The 25,827-nt window shown below is 45.9% G+C and carries 18 protein-coding genes; 15 read left to right on the top strand and 3 right to left on the bottom strand.

Annotated elements, in window-relative coordinates; genetic code table 11:
• Positions 1-9 precede the first annotated feature (9 nt).
• Both MHH49_RS20725 and proB read right to left on the bottom strand, forming a co-directional pair.
• Entirely contained in the window at positions 10-1,257 is a 1,248-nt protein-coding gene (locus MHH49_RS20725) for a glutamate-5-semialdehyde dehydrogenase (RefSeq protein ID WP_076101455.1), read from the bottom strand.
• Positions 1,258-1,293: 36 nt separating this feature from the next.
• Complete coding sequence (proB, locus tag MHH49_RS20730) at positions 1,294-2,397, bottom strand: glutamate 5-kinase (protein WP_076101454.1); 1,104 nt, start codon at positions 2,395-2,397, stop codon at positions 1,294-1,296.
• Positions 2,398-2,829: 432 nt separating this feature from the next.
• Here proB and MHH49_RS20735 point away from each other — a divergent pair, with 432 nt between their 5' ends.
• A complete protein-coding gene (locus MHH49_RS20735; protein WP_076101453.1) occupies positions 2,830-3,027 on the top strand; it encodes a hypothetical protein in 198 nt (65 codons plus the stop codon).
• An 84-nt stretch (positions 3,028-3,111) separates the two neighbouring features.
• Here the strand turns inward: MHH49_RS20735 and MHH49_RS20740 are convergent, their stop codons facing one another.
• Entirely contained in the window at positions 3,112-4,023 is a 912-nt protein-coding gene (locus MHH49_RS20740; RefSeq protein ID WP_076101451.1) for a LysR family transcriptional regulator, read from the bottom strand.
• 903 nt (positions 4,024-4,926) lie between these two features.
• Here MHH49_RS20740 and leuC point away from each other — a divergent pair.
• The 14 genes from leuC (at position 4,927) to MHH49_RS20810 (ending at position 25,762) form a co-directional block, all read left to right on the top strand.
• Positions 4,927-6,351, top strand: a complete 1,425-nt coding sequence (gene leuC, locus MHH49_RS20745; protein WP_036676324.1) for a 3-isopropylmalate dehydratase large subunit — start codon at positions 4,927-4,929, stop codon at positions 6,349-6,351.
• A gap of 29 nt (positions 6,352-6,380) precedes the next feature.
• Positions 6,381-6,983, top strand: a complete 603-nt coding sequence (leuD, locus tag MHH49_RS20750; protein ID WP_036676325.1) for a 3-isopropylmalate dehydratase small subunit — start codon at positions 6,381-6,383, stop codon at positions 6,981-6,983.
• 186 nt (positions 6,984-7,169) lie between these two features.
• Complete coding sequence (locus MHH49_RS20755) at positions 7,170-8,762, top strand: N-acetylmuramoyl-L-alanine amidase (RefSeq protein ID WP_341138456.1); 1,593 nt, start codon at positions 7,170-7,172, stop codon at positions 8,760-8,762.
• A 149-nt stretch (positions 8,763-8,911) separates the two neighbouring features.
• Entirely contained in the window at positions 8,912-10,351 is a 1,440-nt protein-coding gene (locus MHH49_RS20760) for an N-acetylmuramoyl-L-alanine amidase (RefSeq protein WP_038572397.1), read from the top strand.
• A 116-nt stretch (positions 10,352-10,467) separates the two neighbouring features.
• Entirely contained in the window at positions 10,468-11,127 is a 660-nt protein-coding gene (locus MHH49_RS20765; protein ID WP_076104455.1) for a GerMN domain-containing protein, read from the top strand.
• A gap of 87 nt (positions 11,128-11,214) precedes the next feature.
• Positions 11,215-13,947 carry an S-layer homology domain-containing protein gene (locus tag MHH49_RS20770; protein ID WP_081384340.1) on the top strand — a complete coding sequence of 911 codons (2,733 nt, stop codon included), beginning with the start codon at positions 11,215-11,217 and terminating at the stop codon, positions 13,945-13,947.
• A gap of 313 nt (positions 13,948-14,260) precedes the next feature.
• Positions 14,261-14,941: an endonuclease III gene (nth, locus tag MHH49_RS20775; RefSeq protein ID WP_036676333.1), complete on the top strand. Its 681-nt coding sequence runs from the start codon at positions 14,261-14,263 to the stop codon at positions 14,939-14,941.
• A gap of 32 nt (positions 14,942-14,973) precedes the next feature.
• Positions 14,974-15,240: a hypothetical protein gene (locus MHH49_RS20780; protein WP_036676334.1), complete on the top strand. Its 267-nt coding sequence runs from the start codon at positions 14,974-14,976 to the stop codon at positions 15,238-15,240.
• A gap of 343 nt (positions 15,241-15,583) precedes the next feature.
• Positions 15,584-19,270, top strand: coding sequence for a dynamin family protein (locus tag MHH49_RS20785; protein ID WP_256715458.1), 3,687 nt, complete (start codon positions 15,584-15,586; stop codon positions 19,268-19,270).
• 149 nt (positions 19,271-19,419) lie between these two features.
• Positions 19,420-20,610 carry a formate-dependent phosphoribosylglycinamide formyltransferase gene (gene purT / locus MHH49_RS20790; RefSeq protein WP_038572395.1) on the top strand — a complete coding sequence of 397 codons (1,191 nt, stop codon included), beginning with the start codon at positions 19,420-19,422 and terminating at the stop codon, positions 20,608-20,610.
• Positions 20,600-21,064 carry a GNAT family N-acetyltransferase gene (locus tag MHH49_RS20795; protein WP_232061416.1) on the top strand — a complete coding sequence of 155 codons (465 nt, stop codon included), beginning with the start codon at positions 20,600-20,602 and terminating at the stop codon, positions 21,062-21,064. The genes purT and MHH49_RS20795 overlap by 11 nt, the downstream gene beginning before the upstream one ends.
• A gap of 194 nt (positions 21,065-21,258) precedes the next feature.
• The gene (locus MHH49_RS20800; RefSeq protein ID WP_326047784.1) at positions 21,259-22,911 is read left to right on the top strand and encodes a response regulator; all 1,653 of its coding nucleotides are present in this window, start codon (positions 21,259-21,261) and stop codon (positions 22,909-22,911) included.
• Positions 22,912-22,913: 2 nt separating this feature from the next.
• Positions 22,914-24,743 carry a sensor histidine kinase gene (locus MHH49_RS20805; RefSeq protein WP_080742537.1) on the top strand — a complete coding sequence of 610 codons (1,830 nt, stop codon included), beginning with the start codon at positions 22,914-22,916 and terminating at the stop codon, positions 24,741-24,743.
• Positions 24,740-25,762 (top strand): substrate-binding domain-containing protein, encoded by a 1,023-nt coding sequence (locus MHH49_RS20810; protein WP_036685687.1) that lies wholly within the window; start codon positions 24,740-24,742, stop codon positions 25,760-25,762. The genes MHH49_RS20805 and MHH49_RS20810 overlap by 4 nt, the downstream gene beginning before the upstream one ends.
• Positions 25,763-25,827: the final 65 nt, after the last annotated feature.

A 25,827-nucleotide genomic window follows, 5' to 3' on the forward strand; every position in this document is an offset into this window, starting at 1 on the left:
ACGTGCATACTAACCCCGAATTTGTCCCGTTCCGTAGATCTTATATTTGGTTGAAGTTAGTGCAGGCAGACCCATCGGGCCACGAGCGTGGAGTTTCTGGGTACTGATACCAATCTCTGCACCGAATCCAAATTCAAAGCCATCCGTGAAGCGGGTTGAGGCATTGTGATAAACAGCGGCAGCATCCACTTCTTGTAAAAAGCGTGTGGCGTTCTCCTGATCTTCTGTTACGATACATTCCGAATGTTTCGTACCATACTGCGCGATATGCTGCATAGCTTCTTCCAAATCACTGACGATTCTAATATTAAGGATATAATCGTTGTATTCTGTAGCATAGTCTTCTACGGTTGCAGGTAATACCCATGGGACAAGAGAGATGGTTTGTTGACAGCCACGAAGTTCTACATGAACCTCACGAAATGCTTCGGCTAAGGATAACAGATATTTGCTCGCGTAATCCTGATGAACGAGTAGTGTTTCCATAGAGTTACATACCGAAGGGCGCTGAGCTTTGGCATTTAAACTAATGTCCCGTGCCATTTCTGGCAAGGCAGTTGTGTCGAGATAAGTATGGCAGATGCCTGCTCCAGTTTCAATTACAGGAACGGTTGCGTTAAGGACTACATTTTGAATAAGAGAGCTGCCTCCGCGCGGGATAATCACATCTAAAAGTCCGTTCAGCTTTAGCATTTCATCTACTGAAGAACGATTAGGATCTTCAATCAGCTGAAGCGCGTTAGGCGGCATTGAGGTTTCAGCAAGAGCATTGTGCAGGACCTCGACAATTTTACGGTTGGAGGACAGGGCAGAGGAGCCCCCGCGCAACACAACAGCGTTGCCGGTTTTGAGACATAGACCTGCAGCATCAACAGTTACATTGGGACGTGCCTCGTAGATGATGCCGATCACACCAAGCGGAACACGCAGCTTCTGGATGTTGAGGCCGTTAGGACGTTCAATGCTTTCTAGCGTGTCACCGATAGGATCCGGTAATACAGCGATTTGTTGCAGGCCTTCGGCAATGCTGTTAATCCGGCCCACATCTAACGCCAACCGGTCGAGCATGGATTCCGGAGTTCCATTAAGTCTTCCTCGTTCCAAATCCTCCGCGTTGGCGGCGATAATGGCGGGAGCTTCGCGGCGAAGCGCATCGGCCATGACCAGCAGTGCTTCATTCTTCTGGCCAGTTGTTAAGCTTGCTAGAACTCCTGTAGTCTCCTTGGCTAATTTACTCTTATTAATTACTTCACTCATGACGATTCCTCCCTATATTTGAATTGAAAAAAATGTTTATCTCAGTGTAATCCATTCGTCACGGTGAATGACCTCAAGCCGGTGTACTTCTCCCAGCTTTGGTACAATCTCACGGCTTGGCAGACCTTGAATGCTGCGCAGCTGAGCATCATCGTAATTTACAATCCCACGTCCAAGCAATTTGGAGTCGGGTCCAAGTACTTCTACAACATCTCCTGCGTGAAAGCTACCCTCTGTCTGTTTGACGCCTACAGGCAACAGGCTGTGACCGCCATGAAGCAAAGCTTCTACAGCCCCTTCGTCCACGTATAGGGAGCCGAGAGGGGTAGACATAAAGCCAAGCCATTGCTTTTTGACGGGAAGAGAGGATAGCTTCGTTGCAAAATAAGTGCCCCTGCCTTCTCCTGTTGCAGCAAGCTGTAAATCTCCAGGTTCGGTGGCTCTTCCGACAAAGACAGGAACACCACCCCGAGTAGCGATCTTGGCCGCATCGATTTTTGATCGCATACCGCCTGTTCCAACACTAGAGCCAGCTCCACCAGCAATAGCATATATCTCCGGTGTAATGTCATCTACGAACTGATAGCGGACAGCATCCGGATGCTTGCGGGGATCTCCACTGTATAAACCATCCATGTCGGTTAAGACAAGTAGTCTAGAGGCTTTTAACAGGTTGGCTACTAGCGCAGAGAGGGTATCGTTATCGCCAAATTTCAGTTCATCTACGGAGACAGTGTCATTTTCGTTAAATACGGGCACCGCTCCTTGGCGAAGTAGCTCTTCTACAGTCATCATAGCGTTATTCATGGCTCTGCGGCTGCAGAAATCGGTGCGAGTCAGCAATATTTGCGCGGTAGTAATTCCATGCTGGGCAAAAGCTTCCTGATAGGCTTGCATCAGCAGCACCTGGCCAACAGCCGCAGCGGCCTGCTTCTCATGCAGCAGCTTCGGACGTGCTGGATAACCGATACTGCGGAAGCCTGCGGCTACCGCACCAGAGGTTACTAACAACACCTCACAGCCGTTTTTCTTCAACTCGGCAATCTCTGAGGCAAAAAAGGAGACTGCTTCACGATTCAAACCGCCCTCGGGTCCGGTCAGCGAGCTGCTGCCTATTTTGACCACGATTCGCGTCGTCATTTCTGTCCACATCCTCTTCGTTTATTAAGTCCTGAAAACAACAAAAAGCCCCCATCCTTAGACTTAGCAAAGGACGAAAGCTTATAAACTTCCGCGGTACCACCTTCATTGATGAGGGATCATCCGACTTCATTCTCATAACGGGAGGATCCGTCCTGTTAGACACAGGCCGCTCGGGGGTAGGATTCGGAACGAAAACCGCGGTAAATTCTTTCAGCCTGTCGGAATCTACTCTCTAGGCGCGGTTAGACTCATTCTTACTGGTCCCGTCTGCACGTTTCACTTATTTTCAATAGAATACCATGGAGCTGGTTGCATTGCAAAGGGAAAACGTAGGATATATTTCTTCATGCAGAAAGCTCTATATATTATGTTTAACCTCAAAGAGAAGGGGTAAAGAACTTATAATCTGTTACCAGGAGGTGGATTAAATTGACTAAAGACAACAATGCCGAGCAGGGACAGAATCAAGATTCAAACGAAGTTGCAGAGCTTCAGAATAGTGTGACTCGTGAATTTGTGGAAGAGCACACCGGGGCTCCAGTTGATAAGGGATTGGCTGATTCAAGTAAAGCACGTGTGTCGGATGATCAGAACCGCCTGATTACACAGCGTAATTTGCGTAAATAATCTAGTACTGTTACAAGAGGTTCACCTGAAAAGTGCCCCGACAACCACACGAATGGTTACTGGGGCACTTTATTTGTATATATTCTATTCTTCCGTTAATTCAGACACGGTTGATTTGAATGTTTCTACAAAAGCCTTTGCGGCTTTGGACAAATATCGTCCGCGTCGATATGCTACAACTAGCGTACGACTAGGCACTGGATCAGCAAGCGGTAAGTAGACTGGAACAAATTCACTCCGCGGTGCACGAGCGATAAAACGAGGAACAAGAGTCACGCCCATACCTGTTGCCACTAGGGATTGAACGGTTTCCATATTATTGCTCTCGAAAACGATTCGTGGCTCGAATCCGGCTTTCCGGCATAGTTCCACAGTCATTTTGCGGAAGCCCTGACCTTCCTTAAGTACGATAAAAGGTTCGTCCTTAAGCTCTTCAAGTGAGGTCCGTGTTCCATCTAGGATTCGTTTAGCGAGTGGATGTTCAGGAGGAACAGCGAGATCGATTCTTTCCTCTCCAAGCTCTTCATAAGCTAGTGCAGGAATTTCGAGGGGTAAGGAGAGCAGGCTTAAATCGGTTTGGCCACTTGCCGTGAGCTTCTCTAGGTTCATTGACGAGTCTTCGAGCAGCGTTATTTCTACCTCAGGATAATTTTGTTTAAAAACTGGAAGTACATGCGGCAGAAGATGTGCACCTGTAATCGGCATACTACCCACAACTACACGTCCAGTACGCAGTTCTGATATGTCGGACATTTCTTGCCGCAGCAGCTCCACTGCGTCAATGATAATCTGGGCTTGTTCAACGAATTTAGAACCTGCGTAGGTCAGCTCAACGGAGCTGGTATTACGCTGAAACAGCATTACGCCGAGCTCTTTTTCCAGTTTGGAAAGCTGCTGGCTGAGCGAGGGCTGGGCAATATGCAGCTTGTCCGCTGCACGAGAGAAGTTTTTTTCGGCTGCGATTTGCAGCACATACTGCAGTTGTCTCAGTTCCATGTATGAACTCCTTAGGAAAATGATTTACTTATAAGTATATCCTATTGGATTATAGTTTTGTATAGGCAACCCGAAAGAGCCTTCACTTCATCGCTCCTCAGGATTTGCGGGCCTGATTTCAAGAGATTAACCCCCCAACACTGACCGAAGTATCCGATATCCTCTAACAGTATATTTTTAGCGCCGGATCTTGAGAGTATCTATGAAATAACTGTATTTTGTACAGCTATTTCGTATGCAAAAGGGATCATTTTGGTTTTAAGTGTATTCTATACAACTAAAAACTAGAGTTCCCAGCTATAAGGCGATAATTCAAGAAAATAGCTGTACACAATACACTTATATTCATTAACGAATGATTCACAGGAATATAGCTGTACAAAATACAACTAAACGCACCTACACATCACACTTGCACATCTCTCCTACATATAGCGCTTGCGCATCGCTTCTACACACTACGCTTGCGAATCGCACCTACACATCACACTTGCGCATCGCTTCTACACATTACACTTGCGAATCGCACCTACACATCACACTTGCGCATCGCTTCTACACACTACGCTTGCGCATCGCTTCTACACACTGCGCTTGCGCATCGCTTCTACACACTATGCTTGTGCATCGCTTCTACACACTATGCTTGCGCATCGCTGCTACATATCCCGCTTGTGCAACGCTGCTACACACCCCGCTTGCGCAACGCTGCTACATACCCCGCTTGCTCATCGCTCCTACATATTGCGCCTCAACATACCCTAACTCAGCTTATAGGTTCAGGCTATCACTTTTATAGATATCATATCTTGGAATTATAAAGACAGGGGTGTTATATTTAGATCATTCAAGAGAGACTCCACGCTCTCTTCCAATGAACGATTCTATTAATGAGGTGAAATTATGAGCAACAAGACAATGTTTGAGAAGATTTGGGAGAATCACGTTATTCATCAAGAGGAAGGTAAACCTAGCATTATTTATATTGATCTGCATTTGGTTCATGAAGTAACTTCTCCACAGGCTTTTGAAGGGCTTCGTCTCAGCAACCGGAAGGTTCGCCGTCCTGAGCTGACCTTCGCAACGATGGATCATAACGTACCAACTAAAGATCGTTTTAACATTAAAGATCCAATCTCCAAGCAACAAATTGATACCCTTTCTAAGAACTGTGCTGATTTTGGTGTAAGACTGTTCGATCTGAATGATATTGATCAAGGCGTTGTACACGTAATGGGTCCTGAAATCGGCTTGACACATCCTGGCAAAACTATCGTTTGCGGCGACAGCCATACCTCCACGCATGGTGCATTCGGCGCACTGGCATTCGGTATCGGAACTAGTGAAGTTGAACATGTAATGGCTACGCAATGTTTGCAGCAATCCAAAGCTAAGACAATGGAAGTACGCTTTACAGGCAAACGTAACCCTGGCGTAACAGCAAAAGATATGATCCTAGGTGTTATTGCTAAGTACGGTACTGATTTTGCCACAGGTTATGTAATTGAGTATACAGGCGAAGCTATTCGTGAATTGTCGATGGAAGAACGTATGACTGTCTGCAATATGTCGATCGAAGGTGGAGCAAGAGCTGGCTTGATTGCCCCTGATGAAACTACTTTTAATTATCTGCGTGGACGTCAATACGTACCGCAAGGCGAGGCTTATGATGCTGCTGTAGAAGCATGGAAGAGTCTTGTAAGCGACGAGGGCGCTCAGTACGATACGGTTGTTGAATTTGATGTGGAAACATTGATTCCACAAGTGACCTGGGGTACTAGCCCGGGCATGGGTACTGACATCAACTCCAGCGTACCGAATCCGGCTGACTTCACCACTGAAAATGAACGTAAAGCTGCTGAAAAAGCGCTTGAATATATGGATTTGACTCCTGGAACACCTATTTCTGAAATTCCGATTGATTATGTATTTATTGGTTCCTGCACTAACGGACGGATCGAAGATTTGAGAGCTGCAGCAGTGGTAGCTAAAGGTCATAAGGTTTCTGAAAAGGTTACTGCCATTGTTGTTCCAGGCTCGGGCCGTGTTAAGATGCAGGCTGAGAAAGAAGGACTTGATAAAGTCTTTACTGAAGCTGGCTTTGAATGGCGTGAAGCGGGATGCAGCATGTGCTTGGCCATGAACCCGGATGTTCTGCAGCCTGGACAACGCTGTGCATCTACCTCGAACCGTAACTTTGAAGGACGCCAAGGACGCGGAGGACGTACACATCTGGTATCTCCAGCTATGGCAGCCGCAGCTGCGATCAAAGGTCGTTTCACTGATGTACGTGATTGGAATTATAAGACGGAAGCCGTCAGCTCATAGAACTAGAGAGAACACGGGAGGATAAAACTATGGATGCTTTTAAAAAATTAACAGGAATTGTTGCACCAGTTGACCGGGTAAATGTAGATACGGATGCGATTATTCCGAAACAGTTTTTGAAACGGATTGAACGGACGGGATTTGGACAGTTTTTGTTCTATGAATGGCGTTTTGATGAAGAAGGTAACGATAATCCAGCCTTCGAAATGAATAAACCACGTTATCAAGGGGCTTCTGTTCTGATCTCACGCGCTAACTTTGGTTGTGGATCCTCTCGGGAGCATGCACCATGGGCGATTATGGATTACGGGTTCAGAGTTGTAATTGCACCTTCTTATGCGGATATCTTCTACAATAACTGCTTTAAGAACGGCATTCTGCCGATTAAGCTTTCGGAAGAGCAAGTGGATGAATTGTTCAAACGGACAGCTGAGCATGAGGACTACAAGCTGACAGTTGATCTTGAGAACAACGCTTTACAAGATGAATTCGGACTGAGCATCAACTTTGATCTGGATGAGCACCGTCGTCAATTCCTGCTGCAAGGCTTGGATGATATCGGTTTGACCCTTCAACATGCGGATGAAATTGCTGCTTATGAAGAGCGTCATGCTGCCAAGCTATTCTCTTAAAAAGAGGATATAACTGGTCTGATTCTTAAACTTTACAAAAAATACGCAAAACTTCTATTTCCGGGTGTCGGAAATAGAAGTTTTTTTGCTATAATCGATATATTCATTGGTCATTAAGGAAACATTTGGTGATTTCTGTCGTCTAAATACTTATCTAGGATCTATTACTTGCAGAAGGAGCGGAAAATGAGAATGAGAAGAGCTGGGCTTCGTATATTGCTGCTTTTGTTACTGCCATTATTATTATTATCATCCACCGGACAAGAAGCTGCCGCAGCTGGTAGCAGCGCAGGCAGAATTATTATGGACAATCAGGAACTTGCTTTGCCAAAAGGAATTAAGCTCGAAAACGTAAATGGTAGCGTTATGATTCCGGTCAGAGTGGTAGTAGAGAATCTTGGATTCGAGGTGTTATGGGAGCAGCAGACCCGGAAAGTAACCGTTCACCAGGATGGTAAAAGCATTGAGCTGGCGGTAGGACGGAAAACAGCTGATGCAGATGGGGTGACGTTTGATTTAAATGCAGCTCCTAAGCAGAGTGGCGGCACAGTACTCGTTCCAATTCGTTTCGTAAGCGAGCAGTTCGGCTTAAAGGTGGGCTGGGATAATGTTGATAAAACCGTCTATTTGACAGGTGGACAAGTTAGCAATTCTGCAATGACACCTGAGGGGAATACTACCAATCCAACAGCAACTATTACACCTGTCCCAACTCCAAGTGCTACGCCGGGAAGTGACAACGGGACAACTGCTGGCAGTGTAGTAACTTCACCCAGCCCGACACCAGTTCCACAAACAACTACGGCACCAGGAAGCACAGCAGGAATTCCAACAGGCCCTCTAGTAAACGGGGCAGTATTCACTGAGAATCGGCTTATTATCGCTGTATCGGGGGCTACTAAGCCAAACGTTACAAAAATGAGAAACCCTGATCGAATCGTCGTAGATTTTCCGGGTGCTGCTTTCGATCCGAATTTCATTGGAAGTCTTTCGGGTGTTACCAGCACTGGAGGTCCTCAAGGTAAGCTGGACGTTGTCGGCTACCCGCTCGTTTCTGAGATCCGTTATGCACTGTTCAGTGTGAGTCCGTCCACTGTCAGATTCGTAATTCAAACGGTTGGAAATCAACCGTACCAGCTTAGTACGGATGAAAGCACCGGGCTGGTTACGATTGATTTGAATGTAACTAGCAGCGGAGGCAACACCCCAGGGGCTAATGGAACGTTAGGTAAACCCATTGTAGTTCTAGATGCGGGGCATGGCGGAACTCAATCTGGAGCTGTCAGTCTCACAGGCAAGCTGGAAAAAGACTTCAATCTGGCCGTCATCCGCAAAGTACAAACGCTGTTAACGCAGGAAGCATTAGTTGACGTGGTCTTTACTCGAACGGATGATGCTACCTTGGGGCTTCAGGATCGCGTGAAAATTGCGGAGGCTGCTAAAGCGAATCTCTTTATTTCAGTGCACGCGAATTCGCTAGATGTTGGATATCCAAATAGAGATAAAATAAATGGCAGTGAAACCTATTATTCTCGCAGTGATAGTCTGCCTCTTGCTCAGATTATGCATAAGCATTTATTAGCCGCTACTGGTTTTAAAGACAACGGGATTCGTACGAAAAGCCTACATGTTACACGAGAAACTACTATGCCGGCAGTCTTGCTGGAGGTAGGATATCTTACAAATTCAGGGAATGAGTCGGCGATGTATAGTGAGCAGCTTCAAGAGAAATTAGCGAGAGAAATTGTTGCCGGGATTAAGGAATATCTGGGGCTTTAAGACTTGAGGTTGGTGAGATTTCTCAATTTTTATGGAATATATTCGCAACCTTTATAGATTACCAGCGTCTAATAGAGGTCTGAGGTTGACGGAGACAGGGCACCACGATCGCCATTCACAGGCGAATACTAGATTCTTAGAGGTGAAGAATGAAGAAATTCAGTTTGATGTTGTTTTTGTTGCTCTTTGTGTTGGTTTTGCCTGAGCATGGACATGCTGCTGCCGCGAATAGCAAGATTTATCTGGACGGCAAAGAGATTACTGCAGGGCAAAAAGTACCGGTTGAAAATGTGAATGATACTATCATGGTACCGTTGAGATTGATCTCCGAGAGTCTTGGTTATACCGTGGGCTGGGATCAAAAAAGCAAAACGGTGACGATTGAACAGCAAGGTAAGGTCATCAAACTTATTGTTAATCAAAAGACAGCTTCGGTTGATGACAAAACAGTACAGCTTACCACTGCACCTGTCCTGCGGAGTGATACGACACTTGTACCTATACGGTTCATAAGTGAGCAGTTTGGTCTCACCGTCACTTGGGATAATGCAAAGAAGATCGTGTACCTTATTACCCCAGGATCCTCAAATGAAAACGGAAGTTCAGATGGAAACTCTGGAAATGGTGGATCTGAGGTTGTTCCGCCGGTAGATCCTACTAAGAATTTAACCATGATAAATGGTTTGAGCTTTAGTGAGAATCGTTTGAGCATTGCGATGGAAGGTAATTCAGCGCCAAAAGTAAGTGTAATGACAGGGCCGGATCGGTTAGTTATTGATTTTCCTAATGCCACTTTCTCAGATCTGTTTGGTACGGGACAAGTTCTTGATCCTGATCTGAATGGCAAACTGGAAGTGAAGGATTATCCTGATGTATCAGGCGTCCGGTATTCGCTTTATAGCTCCAACCCTTATACTGTACGTTTTGTAATTGATTTGAATTATCCTAAGAATTATAACATCAGCGTATCTGGAACTGATTCTAAGTTGGTTATCATTGACCTGAATGCAGAAAGTACGGATGATACTTCAACACAGCCAGGTAATGATGGCAAGAAGCTCGTAGTACTGGATGCAGGGCACGGAGCTAAAGATTCTGGTGCAGTAGGAGTAACAGGAAAATACGAAAAGAATTTTAATTTAGCTATAGTACTTAAGACAGCAGCATTGCTGAAAAAAGAAAGTAATATCGACGTCGTACTGACACGCAGTGACGATACATTCTTGGAGCTCAAGGATAGGGCGGCTATGGCTAATAATTTAAAAGCAGATCTATTCATTTCTGTACATGCCAACAGTTCCGCATCTTCTGCGGCAAGCGGGACAGAAACGTATTATCAGCGGGAAGCCAGTAAGGCCTTAGCGAAAGTGATGCATAAGTATCTAGTTGAGGCTACAGGGCTTAGTGATCGCGGTGTACGATACGGGAATTTCCATGTCATTCGTGAAACGAAAATGCCTGCTGTTCTACTTGAAGTAGGATACCTTAGCAATAAGAAGGATGAGACATTGCTATTTACGGAAGCATTACAAAACAAAGTTGCTGCTTCAATAGTGAGTGGAATCAAGGAATATTTGGGTATAAAATAACAGACCAGTGGCAGACGAGCGCCGCAAAGTCAGCTTTCTGCTTTTATCTATAAAAAGGCAAGAAGTGGTTTTGCGGTACCTGTCTGCCCGTATTCATCTAGAGGAGGCGTTTATTAATGTTTAAACAAAAATGGACTATGGTTGGGGTTGCTGCGCTGCTTCTACTAGTGATTGCTGGCTGTGGAGATAAGCCTACTGCAGCTCCTGCTAATGGAGTGGAGCAAGATACTACAAACGTTGTAAGTGGTGCGGGAGAAAGTACCCCAGCTCCGTCTGATGATCAGGAAAGCGAAGTGGCTAGCACTCCGCAACCGACAGCAGATAATACTAATGCAGAAACACAGCCGTCATCGAAGCCGGTAGAAAATGAGACACAAAAGCAAAGCCAGAGTATTGAAGTTTATTACACAGATTCGCAAATTATGGATTTAGTGCCTGCTAAGACTACGATTAACTACTCTGACGATGCTGAGAAATATACAGAGACGTTCAAAGCACTGCAAAGTAATGAGAATACAGATCTTGTACCTTTATGGGGGAAAATTGAACTCAAATCACTGAAATTCGTTGAAGGTCAAATCGTAATGGATATTCATAAACCAGATGAAGCTCAGCTTGGTGCGGGTGGAGAATCCTTTGCCATTACTTCACTTGCCAAAACTTATTTTCAATTTGCGGAAGTAAAGAGTATCGAAGTTTTAGTTGATGGTGAAAAGGTAGAAAGTCTGATGGGCCATGTGGACCTATTGCATCCTATGACTAGAGATAATTCTTAATTGGTCATGCAACAAAGGAATTAGGCATCTAGCTGACGAATTTTTAAACATACTATTTATTTGAGTCATAGAGAGGGGAATAATCTATTGTCCGCGCAAAAAAGGTCAAAACGTCCATTGAAGGCTTATTCTAATAAAGCAGTGTCGGCTGTTATGGCTGGTGTTATGGTTTTTGGTGGTGCAAGTGCAGTGTTTGCAGACACAGCTGCCACTACACCGACATCAACCACTACTCAATCTGTAGGGATTTTTAGCGATGTGAAGACAGGCTTCTGGGCTGAAAAACATATTTACAAACTCGCTTCACAAGGAATTGTGGTTGGGAATAATGGATTGTTCCGTCCTGGAGATTCTGTAACTCAACAGGAAGCAGTGCTTATGGCCCTGCGGTTTATGAAGTTGCAGGATAAAGTGGATGCTTCTTCTGCGGTAGCATTGCCTACCGATTTTAAGGTTACGAATTATTACAAGGATTATGTTGTGTTGGCTTTTCAACAAGGATTACTCGATAAAGCAACCGAAATGGCTCCAGATAATCTGAAGACTTCTTGGGGAGAGCGTAAAGCATCCCGGGAATGGATTGCGGAGCTGTTAATCCGCTCCCTTGGAAAAAGCGCAGATGCAGCAGGGGCTGCTAGTGAGCCAACTGGCTTTGCAGATGATACCAAAGTGTCTGCCAACAAACGTGGTTACATCAACGTTGCCGTTGATTTAGGCCTAGCCAATGGACTTGATGGCAATCGTTTTGATCCGCAAGGCGCTGTAACACGTGCGCAATTGGCGACTTTTTTCAGTCGCGCTGAAGCTCACAATACGGTTGAATACGACAACACGGTATCAGGAACGATCAGTCAATTAGCAGATGGGAAACTATCCGTCTATAACAACGGAAAGACTTCTACATATACCCTGGGAGCAAGCACTGCTTATTACACAAGTGCTTCTGAAAGCAGAATCAATCTAAGTGATGTCCAACCCTACACTAAGGTTACTGTAATTGGCGCGACATATAACGCGGCTTATGTTGAAGTGACTGACCCTACACAACAAGTAGAGACTCTGTCAGGAAACTTCGCCATGGTAGCTCCAGGTAATAAGCTTTGGTTAAAGTCACCAACAGGGTTCACAGAATACTACTACGATGAGACTACTTCCTTTGTGGATGTAAATGGAGCTGGAATTGAACCTGCTTCGCTGGTAACAGATAGTGTAGTTTCACTGCAACGTGAAACGTATAGTGGTTCACATAAAGTAGTAAAGGTTCAAGTGACTTCAGGGGTTGTTAACAAAACAACAACAGGCACTATTCAAAGTGTAGATCTTACTGGTAAAAGCATTACTTTCAAAAATACTGCGGGTACTGTAGAAACTTTTAAATGGGAAGATGGGACTTCATTATTCAGCTCTCAAGCATCAGTGCTGAAACCTGCAGATTTGAAGACAGGTAATGCGGTCAAATATACGATTCAAGATAATGTGATCCGCACTGTAGAAGTGACAGAAGGTGTTGAACGGACAGTTGACGGGGTACTTACCGAGCTGACTAGTTCCACAGTTGTTTACAAAAAAGCAGACGGAAATCGTGAGGTTAAACTGCTTGGCACTAAACCGACGATTGTTATTCCGAACATGAGTGGAGCAGTAGCTGATGATCTTATTGCTGATGCAGTAGGTGGGGACAAGATTCAGGTTACCTTAAACAGCAGCGATCAAGTCACCAAAATTGAAGTGTTAAGCCGCCAAATTGAGCAGTATAGTGGAGCAACAATTGTGGATTATAATAGCAAAACACAGCTCCTTACAGTTATGGATAGCAGCAAAAAAGCCCATGTGGTTCAGTTGGATGAGAAAACAAAGCTGATTTATGAAGGTGCATTGCCTAACTTAACTAATATGGGTGCGAAACTTATCGAGAACCGCAAAGTTAATCTGAAGGCAATAGGACAGCGTGCTTTGTCTTTGGAAATTGTCACAAAGTACGATGGAACTTTAACGGCTGTTAATTCTACGTCGAAAACTCTTGTTCTGAAGCTTAATGATGGACAAAGTTTAACGATGCCTTATCCGCAACTTGTTGATCTCTTTGGCAAGACTAGTCCAACCCTAAGCGATGTTCCTATTGGAAGCAATATAACTGCCTCACTGACTACAGGCCAGGATCTGATAGCGGTATTGAAAGTGAAGACTGTGCTGCAAGTTGAAGCGGCAACGGTGAATTCCGGAACCAACCGTTTGAGCATCAAATGGAATGGGGGAACCAGTGATATTAATACTTTGGCAATCCCGTTGACCAATGAAGCTGGTGAGAGCATTAAGCTAACGGATTTAAAAGCGGGAGATTATCTTAATGTGACCTTTGATGGTAGCTCACCGCTGGCTATTCAAGCAGTTAAGCTCACAACAGGCCAGGTAAGTTCTGTAGATGCCGCTGGGAATAGCGTAGTCGTGAAGGATTATGCTGGAGCTGCACAGACCTTAGCAGTAAGTGGAGGAGTCAAAATCATTCGTGACGGCTCGACAACGACTGCTCTTAGCAACTTGACGGCAGGGGACAGAGTAGAGATTCGCAAGGATCCGGATGGATCTACAACGATTCGTATTATGTCTCAGCTCAGTAGAACATTCTCACGTTATGAGAGTGCAACAAACTCATTGGTGACGAAGAGACCTAATTTGAACGATAAATATCAATTCTTTGTTCCTGCTAATGTTTATATTCATCAGGGAGATTCGACTTTATCCGTGCAATCTTTGAAAGAAAATGATAATATTATAATGTATTTCAATAATGATATTTTGGTTGAAATTGTGAAACAATAGTTGCAATGGTGGATTTCTGAGTGAATCACCGTCTTGACACAGGGGGCTTTACCTGCGTCAAGACGTTTTTTTTGAAATATAAGAAAGTATAAGTATTGCTCCTATACTGTATGTCTTATATTTCTCTCTTAAACGCTTACTGTTCTTATTAGGACAATCAAGGCGTTAATACTTGAAATATAATGCCAGTATCGTATGTGTTGAAATGTATGAATCCATACGTTATAATACGTACTTTGCTTATATTTCTAACATTTGAGGTGAGACGCTCGTTAGAATTTTCTGAGCGTTTTTGCTCCGTGGAGGGGACACTATGAAAGCTGCAGACGTCCGCCACATTTTGGATACGATTGGAGATTTGTTTCCGGATGCACATTGCGAGCTGAATCACAGTAACGCTTTTGAATTAACAATAGCGGTGCTGCTGTCAGCCCAATGTACGGATGCAACGGTGAACAAAGTGACCGAGGACCTGTTCCAAAAGTACAAAGCCCCCATCGATTATATTTCTGTGCCGCTGGAGGAATTGGAGGGGGATATCCGGCGCATCGGCTTATATCGTAACAAAGCTAAGCATATCCAAAGCCTGTGCTCTATACTCATAGAACAGTATGGCGGAGAAGTGCCTGAGGCACATGACTTACTTGTAACGTTGCCAGGAGTAGGTCGTAAAACCGCTAACGTAGTAGTGTCCAACGCATTTGGAGTTCCTGCCATTGCTGTGGACACTCATGTGGAGCGGGTTGCTAAACGACTTGCATTGGCAGGCTGGAAAGATTCTGTGCTGGAAGTGGAGAAAAAGCTGATGAAGGCTGTGCCACGTGATGAATGGACGCTCACGCATCACCGGCTAATCTTTTTTGGACGATATCACTGTAAGGCTCAGAATCCAAAATGTCAGGTTTGTCCGCTCCTTGATGTATGTCGAGAGGGCAAAAAACGTATGAAAACGGCTGTCGTCAGGAAAGCTAAAGATCATACGCCAAAAAGTTAAAAGTTAGAGTTGAAGAAGAGGATGGGATAGAGATGAAATGCATTTCTGTATACACAGATAATTTTGAGGTATTCTCGGATATTTTTGACCGCGTAGTGGAAAGCCCGCTGGAAGAAAATGAAGAGCAAGAAGTAGAGGGCATTACGATCAGTCATTCCGGTGATGTGCCTGAGCACTATCTGGAGCGTATGTCTGTAAAACCAGAGGTTGTCGTAATGAGAGACAAATCTCGTGGATTGACTATTCTGCAGCACGGAAAAGTATTCGAAATTCTGTTGCCTGTTTTGGAAACTGCATAATTGAGAAGTGACCTGAAATGGAGTCAGCCCTTGGGGCTGGCTCCTTTTTTTATTGAATATCCTTATATTTCTACGAGAAACGACTGTTGGCTTTACAGGACGACAACGTCGCTTCTTTTTTTGTATCATTTCGTAGGAGATGATAGGTTATTTTGTAAGTAGTGTGTATTTAATTTGTGTCAAACTGGTGATAAACTGTAATTATTATTTATAAAAATGTTCCGCGCTAAATTTCAGAAATTGCACCTATATAAGTTTTGCATAAAAAAGAGCTTAAATCAGTATTCATGAATGGATTAAGATCAGTGCATGATTAGAAGGTAACTGTGGAGGTGGAATGTCTGTGGGAGCGGAACGGGTTAGAATTCAGAGAGAGACATTAAGTGAAACAGCATCGCTGCTTTCCCAACTGAAAGATTTAATGCGCCACTGGCGCGATGAGAGCGCTGAACGAATATATGAAGATTTACAAAATAAAGAGGGTGGGAATGAACTGACCCTTGCTTTTTGTGGGCATTTTTCGGCAGGGAAATCCAGCATGATTAATCTTTTATGCGGCAGCTCAGTGTTGCCCTCCGGACCTGTGCCGACTAGTGCCAATATTGTTTCAATCCGCAGCGGGGCTCCACGAGTGCTTATCTATCCAAGGGTTGAGGGAAGTGAAAATGAACCTGACCCTGTAGAGACAACACCAGAAAGATTACAGGAATATTGTCGAAATGGCGGAGAATATTCCGCTATTGAAGTCTGGAATGAGATTCCTCTTCTAGGGAAGCATGGTGTTCTATTGGATACACCTGGCGTGGATTCGACGGATGATGGCCACCAGGCGGCCACTCGTTCCGCGCTGCATTTAGCTGATGTCGTCTTTTATGTTATGGATTATAACCATGTACAGTCAGAGAATAATTTAGCATTTGCCAAAAATCTTAGTGACTGGGGCAAACCGCTCTATCTTATTGTTAATCAGATAGACAAGCACAGAGAACAAGAAATTTCCATTGAAGAATATAAACGCCAGCTTGAAAATGCTTTTGAGCAGTGGGGGATTCATTGTGCGGGGATTCTGTTTACCTCACTCAAAATGAAAGAGCACCCATTGAATCATTGGGATAATCTGCTGAACCTTATAACAGAGCTGTTGGAGCACAGGGAACAATTGCTTCAATATAGCTTGTCACGTTCCATTCATCATACAGCAGATTCTTCGCTAACCGCGTTCCGTGAAGACCAGCAGGAGGAACGGGAAACTCTTTTAGCTGAGCTAGAGGGTGCAGAGATTACAGTTGTGATGGATGAGCTGAAATCGCTGGAGGAAGAGAAGGCACTGCTTGAGGAGCTGCCTCAGCAATCACGAGCGAGCCTGCGAAGTGATCTTGATGCCTTACTCAATAATGCTAACTTAATGCCTGCGGATGTTAGAGAGGCGGCAGGGAGCTATGTGGAGAGTGTCAGTCCAGGCTTCCGCTTAGGTTTGTTCTCTACAGCCGGACGGCGGGAGAAGGAACAAGACAAACGACTGGATGCCTGGCAAGGATTACTGGCCCGAGAGGTTTCCGCTCAGCTGGAATGGCATCTGATTCAGCTGGTACGTCAATGGGCGGAGAATCTCGGACTGTGGGCAGAGGAGGCAGAGACGACTCTGAAGCAAGGGTTCCCGGCGGTGAGCCAGGAATGGCTGGCGGCTGCAGTTAAGCCGGGAACGGGGTATAGCGGCGAGGCGCTGCTCAATTTTTGCCGCACACTTGCGGCAGATCTGAAGAGCCAATTCCGCCGCGCTGCGCTGTTAGTTGGCGATGAGCTGCTGGCGAAGCTGCCATCGCTTATCGAGGAGCAGCGCGCGGAACTCCAGCGCCGCGAACAGGCCCTTACGCGGCAGGCGAGCGCTGCCCGCGCGATAGCCGCCCTGGACCGCGCGGCTGACGCCCGCGCGCACGAGCTAGCGGCGCTGCTGCCGCCGCGCCGGACCCTCACCCCCGGCATCCTGCCGGAGGTGAAGGTCACCCTGCGTGCGGCTGCGCAGAGCGCCGCACCGCGGGAGACCCAGCCGCGCGAACGCGCCGCGGCTGGAAGTGCCGCCGCCGCAAGCTGGGCGGCGGGAACGGCTTCGCCGGCGGGCGGACGCCGCCGGCTCTCGGCAGCCGCTGACGCGCTGGCGGCTGCGGCAGAGCTGCTGCGCCGCGAGCCAGCGATGGCATCGGCGGCGCGCAGTCTGGCCGCACGGGCGGAGGATCTCGCCGGCGGCCGCTTTACCCTTGCGCTGTTCGGTGCGTTCAGCGCAGGCAAATCTTCCTTCGCCAACGCTTTACTCGGCGAAGAAGTGCTGCCCGTGTCGCCACACCCTGCCACGGCCGCAGTTAACCGCATATTGGCGCCGGAAGGAGACTTCCGCCATGCCAGCGCGGTTGTAACGATGAAGAGCATGGCCGATTTCTGGGATGACATCTGCCATTCCTTTAGCGTGCTGCAGCTTGGAGAGCCGCAACAGGATACGTGGACAGCAGTACTTGCGAGCCTGCCAACACGGGGAATCCACCCCTCTGCGCTGCCGCATGCAGGATTTCTAAGAGCCGCAGCATCCGGTTGGGCTGAAGCGGAGCCGTTGCTAGGAACGGTGCGGACCGTTGATTTGGAAGAATATCGAAACCTAGTTGCGGAAGAGACCCGAGCTTGCTTTGTGCAGGGGATTGACCTCTATTATGCCTGTCCTTTGACGGAGAGCGGGATTGTGCTCGTAGATACACCAGGAGCAGATTCACTGCATGCACGCCACACTGGCGTAACCTTTAGTTACATGAAAAATGCGGATGCGATCTGTTTTGTGACCTATTATAACCACGCTTTTTCGAAGTCGGATCGCGGCCTCTTGGCCCAGCTGGGCCGCATTAAAGACAGCTTTGCTCTCGATAAAATGTTCTTTATTATTAATGCCTCCGATCTCGCTTCAAGCGAAGAAGAACTAGATGAGGTTAAAGCACATGTCGTTCAAAATCTGCGTGCCGGAGGTTTGCGGTCTCCGAGAATCTATGCTTTGTCCAGCTTGCTTGCTCTAGAAGCTAAAACTCAACATAATCACGATCTTTATGGAACCTCCCGCTTCAATGAATTTGAGCAAGCATTATCCAGCTTTGCTGGTGATGAGCTTCCTCAGCTTTCACTTAACGCAGCTGCTGAGAGTATCGCATCGGTTCGGCGCCGGGCTGAGGAATGGCAGAATCTGGCTTCCAAGGCGGCGGGCGAGCGTGAAGCCGGGTTAAAAGAACTGCAGGAACGGCGTCAGTTCGCCATGAAGCGGTTGTCTCTTTTGGAGACTGAGGAACGTCCTAGCAGAGATCTTATTCACGAAAGTGAAGAACTGATCTATCATGTGTGCCAGCGGATTAGCTTCTCCTTCAATAGAAATTTTCAGGAATCTTTTCATCCCTCCTTACTGCGTGAGGATGCAGGGAATTTAAAAGCCATTTTCTCTGCCTGTAGTGCCGAACTAATGCGTACTACTCAGCGCGAGCTTGAGCAAGAGCTATGGGCAACAACGCTGCGGCTAGAGAGCACGGGACGCAGGCTTGTTCATGAAGCTGCTGAAGCGGCAGCTACAGAGCTACTCTTTTCCACGGAGGAATTTCATCTTATGGAGAATGAGGAGCAGGCTTGGCCATCTCCTAAGGATCTGGAATGCCAGCTTCAGCCTGTGCAGTGGTCCGCTTTATGGGGCCATTTCAAATCCCCGCGTTATTTCTTTGAGGGAACTGGGCGGGAATTGGTCAAAGGTGCGGCAGAGCCGCTTTTGAAAGAAGCGGTTAATCTTGCAGCGGCAGTGCAGAAGGGAAAATTAATTGCTCATTACGTCGAGAATATCAGCAGAGAATTAAAATCTGCTGCCGAAAGCCTGCAAGAAGGGCTTGCGGAGCAAGAGAAAGCGATGTTAGATCTCCTTAAAGGGGGTGAGACTGCAGATCATTGGGGCCAAATAAGCCACCAATTATCACGTCTAGAACAAACTTTCGTTGATAAAGTCGACAAAGTTCTGTGAAGTTTGTAGGAAAATGTCGAAGAACACTTGCAATCTGGCGTATGATGGATGAAAATAAAGAAGCCTGAAAATATACAATGAAACTGTTACGTTTTCTGAAATTCATAAAAACGAGACAGTCAATTTGCCGAAAGAGGTTGGAATCGACAATGTGGGGAGCTCCTTTTTCAGCTCAAAGCCGCAAGCTGTTGCTGCTGGGCAGCGGGGAACTGGGTAAGGAAGTCATAATTGAAGCTCAACGCCTTGGCGTAGAGACCGTAGCTGTAGACCGTTATACCGATGCACCGGCGATGGGTGTAGCTCATCGTTCACATGTAATTGATATGCTGGATGCAGAGGCGCTGAAAGCGCTGATTCGCTCTGAGAAACCGGATGTCATTGTTCCGGAGATTGAGGCAATTGCCACTCATGCTCTTCAAGAGCTTGAAGAAGAAGGCTTTTTCGTTGTTCCGACGGCGCGGGCGGCTCGGCTGACCATGGACAGAGAAGGGATTCGTCGTCTTGCGGCTGAAGACCTTGGACTGCCAACCGCTGATTACCGTTTTGCGGATAGTCTGGAAGAGCTGCAACAAGCTATAGCCGAGCTAGGCACTCCTTGTGTCATTAAGCCGATTATGAGTTCTTCTGGCAAGGGTCAGAGCGTATGCAAAAGCCCTGAGGATGCAGAAAACTGCTGGAACACTGCTTTGGATGGAGCGAGAGCTAAAGGAACGCGAGTTATCGTGGAGGCTTTTGTTACTTTTGAGAGCGAGATTACTCTTTTGACGGTGCGTTCTGTATCTGGAACGGTATTTTGTCCACCTATTGGACATATTCAGAAGGATGGAGATTACGTGGAATCCTGGCAGCCTCACTTTATGAAGCCAGAGCTGCTTGAAGAAGCGCAATCTATTGCAAAAGCAGTAACGGATCAGCTCGGAGGTTTCGGTATTTTTGGAGTGGAACTTTTTTTGACAGATCGAGGCGTATTGTTCAGTGAAGTGTCACCTAGACCCCATGATACGGGGATGGTCACGATGGCGACGCAGGATTTATCTCAATTTGCAGTGCATGTCAGAGCTATTCTTGGTTTTCCTGTCCAGTCAATACAATTGCTGACACCTGGTGCCTCAGCTACGCTGAAGGCTGATGGAGAAGGACGAGCCTTTGCTGTGACCGGAATTGGAGGAGCTTTGGAACTGCCCAGGACTCAGGTTCGCGTATTTGGTAAACCGGAAGTTCGTCCTGGTCGGCGGATGGCAGTAGCGTTAAGTGCGGCGGAAGATGTGGAAATCGCGCGGACGATAGCCAAGCAGGCGGCGTCTATGCTAAAAGTGGAGGTATATGAGGATGAACAGTAGTACCATGGCACCTGTACTGGAAATTCGCAAATGCGGCTTGAATGATCTGGAGAGAGTTACAGCGCTTCTGCGGGAATTCGGCTATCCAACAACGCTAAGCGTGATGAAAGAGAGACTGGAAAGCATGGAGAACAGCAATCTCCAATGCACACTTGTAGCAGAGCTGAATAATGAAGTTGTGGGTATGATCGGCCTTAGACAGGTAAGCTCGTATTACAAACAGACAGATTGTATCACAGAGATTACTGCACTTATCGTATCAGAAGAACTCAGAGGAAACGGACTCGGTAAAAGACTTGTGGCCGCAGCAGAAGAATGGGCACGTGAGCAAGGTTGCTGTCAGCTTTTCCTCAGAAGTGGCAACCGCGTAGAACGCGCACCGGCACATGCTTTTTATCGTCATATCGGTTTCGAAAAGACAGCAGGCTATCGCTTTAACAAAGCGTTGCTATAATACTTATAGGTTACCGATCATCCCCATCCCAGCTACGGCGGGATGGTTTTTTTTTGCTCTGGAACTCTTTTTTTATATGTATTTAATATATTAATACCTAAAACTATTTAAATAACTTAACCATAGATGGATTGGTTTGAATCATATACAATAAAATTTATGACATCTAAAACGTTTCCAAAGAGGGATGAGACATGTATAAGCTAGTTCTTGCTGAAGATGAAGAAGACGTTAGGGAAGGCGTTATCGGGCAGATTGACTGGGAGCGTTACGGATTTGAGATTGTTGAGCAGGCGGAGAATGGACGGGAAGCTGCGGATGCCATAGACCGTTTGCTGCCGGATGTGGTAGTTACCGATATCCAAATGCCTTTTATGAATGGACTTCAGTTGGCTGAATGGATTCGTAGTCATCATCCTAACACTAAGATTATCATTTTGACTGGGTATGATGAATTTGAATATGCTCAGAAGGCGATAAAATTGCAAATTGATGAGTATATTTTGAAACCGTTCTCTTCGCAGGAATTAATTGAAGTATTGCTTAAGGTTAGAGCCACTATCGAGGCTGAAATTGCAGAAAAAGAAAATGTATTTGTACTCAGTGAGCATTACCGGAAAAGTCTGCCTGTGTTAAGGGAGCAATTTTTATCGTCCCTTATTTCGCGTAGATTGCGTACGGATGAAATTGCTGAGAAAAGCTCTGAATATGGCATAAAATTAACGGGACGGTGGTTTCAGGCTTCGGTAATTAGTGTGGATTATATTCGTCCTGAGCGGGAATCGGCTGGGGGTGCAGCAGGCAGGCAAATTTCTTTACGAGACACTGGTGAAAAGAATTTACAGCTATTCGCTGTGCTGAATATTGCTGAAGAAATATGCTTGAAGCATGGTTTTGGAAGGGTGTTTATTCATCGTGATGAGGTCGTATTGCTCACAATCCATGAAGAAGGGGAAGAAACTGATATCACTGGAAAGACTTTTGAGCTTCTTGAAGAAATCCGCCAGAACGTACAGCGTTTTCTGAAGCTGACGGTAACGGCAGGCTCCGGAACGGTCTGTTCATCGCCTGCTTTGTTATTTAATTCATTTGGGGATGCCATGCAGGCATTAGATTATCGGCTTATTCTCGGCAATAACCGGGTGATCTGGATTGAGGATGTTGAGTCACGTTCCAGCACACTGCTAACCTATGATGAACTAACCCAGCAATCCTTAATCCGGACGATTAAACTAGGTACGGTGCAAGAACTTAAAGAGGTTGTTGAGGAGTTATTTGCTGGTCTTGACGCAGAGCAGGTGTCTACACAGGATTATCAGATTTTTTTGCTGGAGATTTTTACATCTATCCTGCGAGTGGCTAAAGAATCCGGCAGTGAGGCTGCAAAGTATATTGGTTCTGGCATTTCGTCGCTAACTGCCATTAATAAATTTAATAGTATGGCCGAAGCCAAGCAATGGATTATTGCAGTCTGTAGCGGTTTAATGGATACGATTGCATTAGAACGTCAATCTTCCTATAAGCTGCTTATTGATGAAGCTAAAGAATATATACGCAGCCACTATGTTGAATCTGATATTTCCATCGGCAAGGTTTGTCAGCATTTACATATAAGTACCGGCTATTTTAGCAGTATTTTTAAGAAGGAAATGAAAATGACGTTCGTTAGTTATCTTTTGCAAATTAGGTTAGAAGCAGCCAAGGAACTTTTGCGATCCACGGAGCTGAAGGCTTTTGAAATTGCAGAAAAAATAGGTTTTGCCGATCCTAACTATTTCAGCTTTTGTTTCCGCAAAAAATATGGCCAATCTCCTAAAGAGTATAAAAACAGCTCCAGAGGAGGGTAAAGATGCTGAAGGATAAACCATATTCCTTTCATCTAAGACCGCAGCATCCCAAAGGCGGAAAACGTCGGTTGTCCTCCAAGCTCCGAAGCATTCAAGTTACGATTACACTCACTTTTACATCTGTTGCCGTGCTGGTAGCTGTCGTTGTCAGTCTTATGCTGTACAACAAGTTTGCCAAGACCGCAGAAGAGAATGCCAATATGAATATGCAGCAGATCATTGAGCAAGTGAATTACAATCTGGGTCTTTATGTTAAGGGAATGCGCAATATTTTTGAGACAGCGGAGGAGCAGATTACGAATAGCCCTTCCGTGGATTCCGCTTTATTGACGGAAAGAATGGCTATGCTAATGGGGAGCAGAGAGGATCTGGTCTCGGCGGCTGTTTTTACACCACAGGGGAAATATGTCGTGGGTACACCCGGTCAGAAGCTGCGCAGCAACACACAGCTGGAGACTCAGAGCTGGTTTACGACGGCGCAAAGAACATCAGAGCTCTCCTATTCCGCACCTCATATTCAGAATTTATTCAAAGGTCAATATATCTGGGTCGTGTCTATCAGCAAATTAATTCAATATAAGGAGAACGGAGTCTTAAAAACCGGCATCCTGCTGATGGATTTTAACTTTCGAACCATTGATGAGCTGAGCAAGCAGGTTAAGCTTGGCAAAAGAGGATACGCTTACATCCTCGATCAGCTAGGAAATATTGTGTACCATCCCCAGCAGCAGCTGATTTACGCTGGCTTAAAATATGAGAATGTGGAGCCAGTACTGGAATATGCTTTTCGTAGTTATTTGGATGAGTCTACGGGTGAAAAACGTTTTATCACCGTAAGAACACTGGAACAGACAGGCTGGAAGATCGTGGGCGTGGCTTATTACGATGAGATTGTAACCACCAAACGCGATCTAAACACTTTTTTATCCTGGTTTTTAGCGGTAGTCATTTTATGCGTAATTATTGTATCCGTCTTTTTATCTGCACGTATTGCCCGCCCTATCCGCAAGCTGGAACGGACGCTTCAGCAGGTGGGCGAAGGGGATCTCAACACCCGAATAGATGTCAGTGGGGCGTATGAGGTGGAACAGCTGTCCAAACGGTTTAACCTTATGCTGCAACGTATCCGCCAACTGATGGATCAGATTATTTATGAACAGGAAACCAAACGTAAAGGTGAGCTTGAAGTACTGCAATCCCAGATCAATCCGCACTTTCTGTACAATACCTTGAATTCTGTGATCCGGCTCGCTGAACGCGGCAAGACTGAGGAGGTAGTCACGATGATTCAGTCCTTATCGAAGTTTTTCCGGATTAGCCTTAGTAAAGGGAATAATATGATTACCGTGCAGGAAGAGCTTGATCATGTTCGTCATTACCTTGTGATTCAGAGCTTTCGGTTCAAAAATAAGTTCCGCTACGAGATCGAGGCTCAGGATGAAGTGCTGCAGTGTCAGACTATTAAGCTAATTTTACAACCTATTGTGGAGAATGCCCTGTATCACGGGATTGAAATGATGCCTGATGAAGGTTTTATTTCGATCCAAGCGGAGCTGAAGGATGATCTTGTCATCATCCGCATTCGTGATAATGGACTGGGAATGTCCGAGGAGACTATGAAGGTTCTTTTGACTGGCGGCAGTAAGAGTATGCATGGCTCCGGGGTAGGCGTTAGAAATGTAAACGAGCGTATTGAGCTGTATTATGGGCGTGATTATGGTCTTTCTTTTGAAAGTGAAATTGAAGAAGGCACTACGGTTACTCTTATCTTCCCGGCACTCGCAGCAGGCGAGGGCAATCCTGGACATGAGGAGGATGAGACATCGGTATGAGAATCGTTCGTTTTTGGCTAACCCTGCTGGTATGTGTGGTGTTATGGACAACTATCACCTCTTGTTTTAATTCGGCACCTAATTATATCAACACGAACAAAACCCGCAATATTCATCTTATTGTAAAAATGAACAAAGGTGACTATTGGAATACAGTTAGATTGGGTGCAGAAGCCGCGGCACAGGAATTTAATGTGAAACTAACGTTCAAAGCTCCGAATGCTGAGAGTGATATTGCGGAACAGGTCAGAATGGTTGAGGACTCCATTAAAGAAAAAGCGGACGTTATTATTTTAGCTGCCAGTAGCTATATGGGACTTGCACAAGTGGTTGATCGGGCGGCATATTCCAAGATTCCCGTATTGTCTGTGGATGCAGAAGTCGGTTCGGCCAGAGTAAGAGCCTATGTGGGTTCAAACGGTTATGAAGCGGGACAAAAGTCTGCAGAAAGACTCATTCAGCTGCTAAATGGATACGGGGAGGTCGGCATCATTAACTTCACAAATTCATCTTTGGGGGCGGAGCAGGAGTCTTCAAACGGCATTGAATATGGTGCTAGGGACGCGGAGGAGCGGGAAAAGGGATTTTTAAATTACGCTGCCCGATATCCGAACATACAGGTAGTAGAGATTTCTTATACCACTTCGAGTATTAGTGATGCTGAAGAGCTGACACGGTTAATGCTGCTGAAACATCCAAATCTTCGCGGGATCGCCAGCTTGAATGAGACAGCTTCACAGGGGGCGGCAAAAGCTATCCAGAGCCGAGGGCTGCATAATATTAAAATGGTTGCGTTCGACAGCTCCCCGTCAATGATGGAGTTGCTGCAGGAGGGTACGGTTCAAGCGACCGTAATCCAAAATCCTTTTAGTAACGGGTATTTAGCCGTAAAACATGCCGTTGAGGTAATCGAAGGAATGGATGTTCCTGAACGTGTCGATACGGGCACTAAACTCATTGATTTGGACAATATGCTGTGGCCTGAGAATCAGAAATTGTTATTTCCCTTCGTCAGATAGTGGACGGTTTATTTTTGAAAAGACGAATGCCATCCTTAAAATGGGAGGTATTCGTTTTTTGGGTT

It is taken from the genome of Paenibacillus sp. FSL F4-0122, assembly GCF_038002845.1.
GTDB lineage: Bacteria > Bacillota > Bacilli > Paenibacillales > Paenibacillaceae > Paenibacillus_AQ > Paenibacillus_AQ odorifer.

What these genes read in the sequence shown, in the direction of transcription:
- purT (WP_038572395.1), top strand. Translation starts at nt 19,420, where the DNA reads ATGTGGGGAGCTCCTTTTTCAGCTCAAAGCCGCAAGCTGTTGCTGCTG.
- MHH49_RS20740 (WP_076101451.1), bottom strand. Translation starts at nt 4,023, where the DNA reads ATGGAACTGAGACAACTGCAGTATGTGCTGCAAATCGCAGCCGAAAAA.
- nth (WP_036676333.1), top strand. Translation starts at nt 14,261, where the DNA reads ATGAAAGCTGCAGACGTCCGCCACATTTTGGATACGATTGGAGATTTG.
- MHH49_RS20725 (WP_076101455.1), bottom strand. Translation starts at nt 1,257, where the DNA reads ATGAGTGAAGTAATTAATAAGAGTAAATTAGCCAAGGAGACTACAGGA.
- MHH49_RS20765 (WP_076104455.1), top strand. Translation starts at nt 10,468, where the DNA reads ATGTTTAAACAAAAATGGACTATGGTTGGGGTTGCTGCGCTGCTTCTA.
- MHH49_RS20800 (WP_326047784.1), top strand. Translation starts at nt 21,259, where the DNA reads ATGTATAAGCTAGTTCTTGCTGAAGATGAAGAAGACGTTAGGGAAGGC.
- MHH49_RS20805 (WP_080742537.1), top strand. Translation starts at nt 22,914, where the DNA reads ATGCTGAAGGATAAACCATATTCCTTTCATCTAAGACCGCAGCATCCC.
- MHH49_RS20755 (WP_341138456.1), top strand. Translation starts at nt 7,170, where the DNA reads ATGAGAATGAGAAGAGCTGGGCTTCGTATATTGCTGCTTTTGTTACTG.
- MHH49_RS20810 (WP_036685687.1), top strand. Translation starts at nt 24,740, where the DNA reads ATGAGAATCGTTCGTTTTTGGCTAACCCTGCTGGTATGTGTGGTGTTA.
- MHH49_RS20795 (WP_232061416.1), top strand. Translation starts at nt 20,600, where the DNA reads ATGAACAGTAGTACCATGGCACCTGTACTGGAAATTCGCAAATGCGGC.
- leuC (WP_036676324.1), top strand. Translation starts at nt 4,927, where the DNA reads ATGAGCAACAAGACAATGTTTGAGAAGATTTGGGAGAATCACGTTATT.
- leuD (WP_036676325.1), top strand. Translation starts at nt 6,381, where the DNA reads ATGGATGCTTTTAAAAAATTAACAGGAATTGTTGCACCAGTTGACCGG.
- MHH49_RS20780 (WP_036676334.1), top strand. Translation starts at nt 14,974, where the DNA reads ATGAAATGCATTTCTGTATACACAGATAATTTTGAGGTATTCTCGGAT.
- MHH49_RS20760 (WP_038572397.1), top strand. Translation starts at nt 8,912, where the DNA reads ATGAAGAAATTCAGTTTGATGTTGTTTTTGTTGCTCTTTGTGTTGGTT.
- proB (WP_076101454.1), bottom strand. Translation starts at nt 2,397, where the DNA reads ATGACGACGCGAATCGTGGTCAAAATAGGCAGCAGCTCGCTGACCGGA.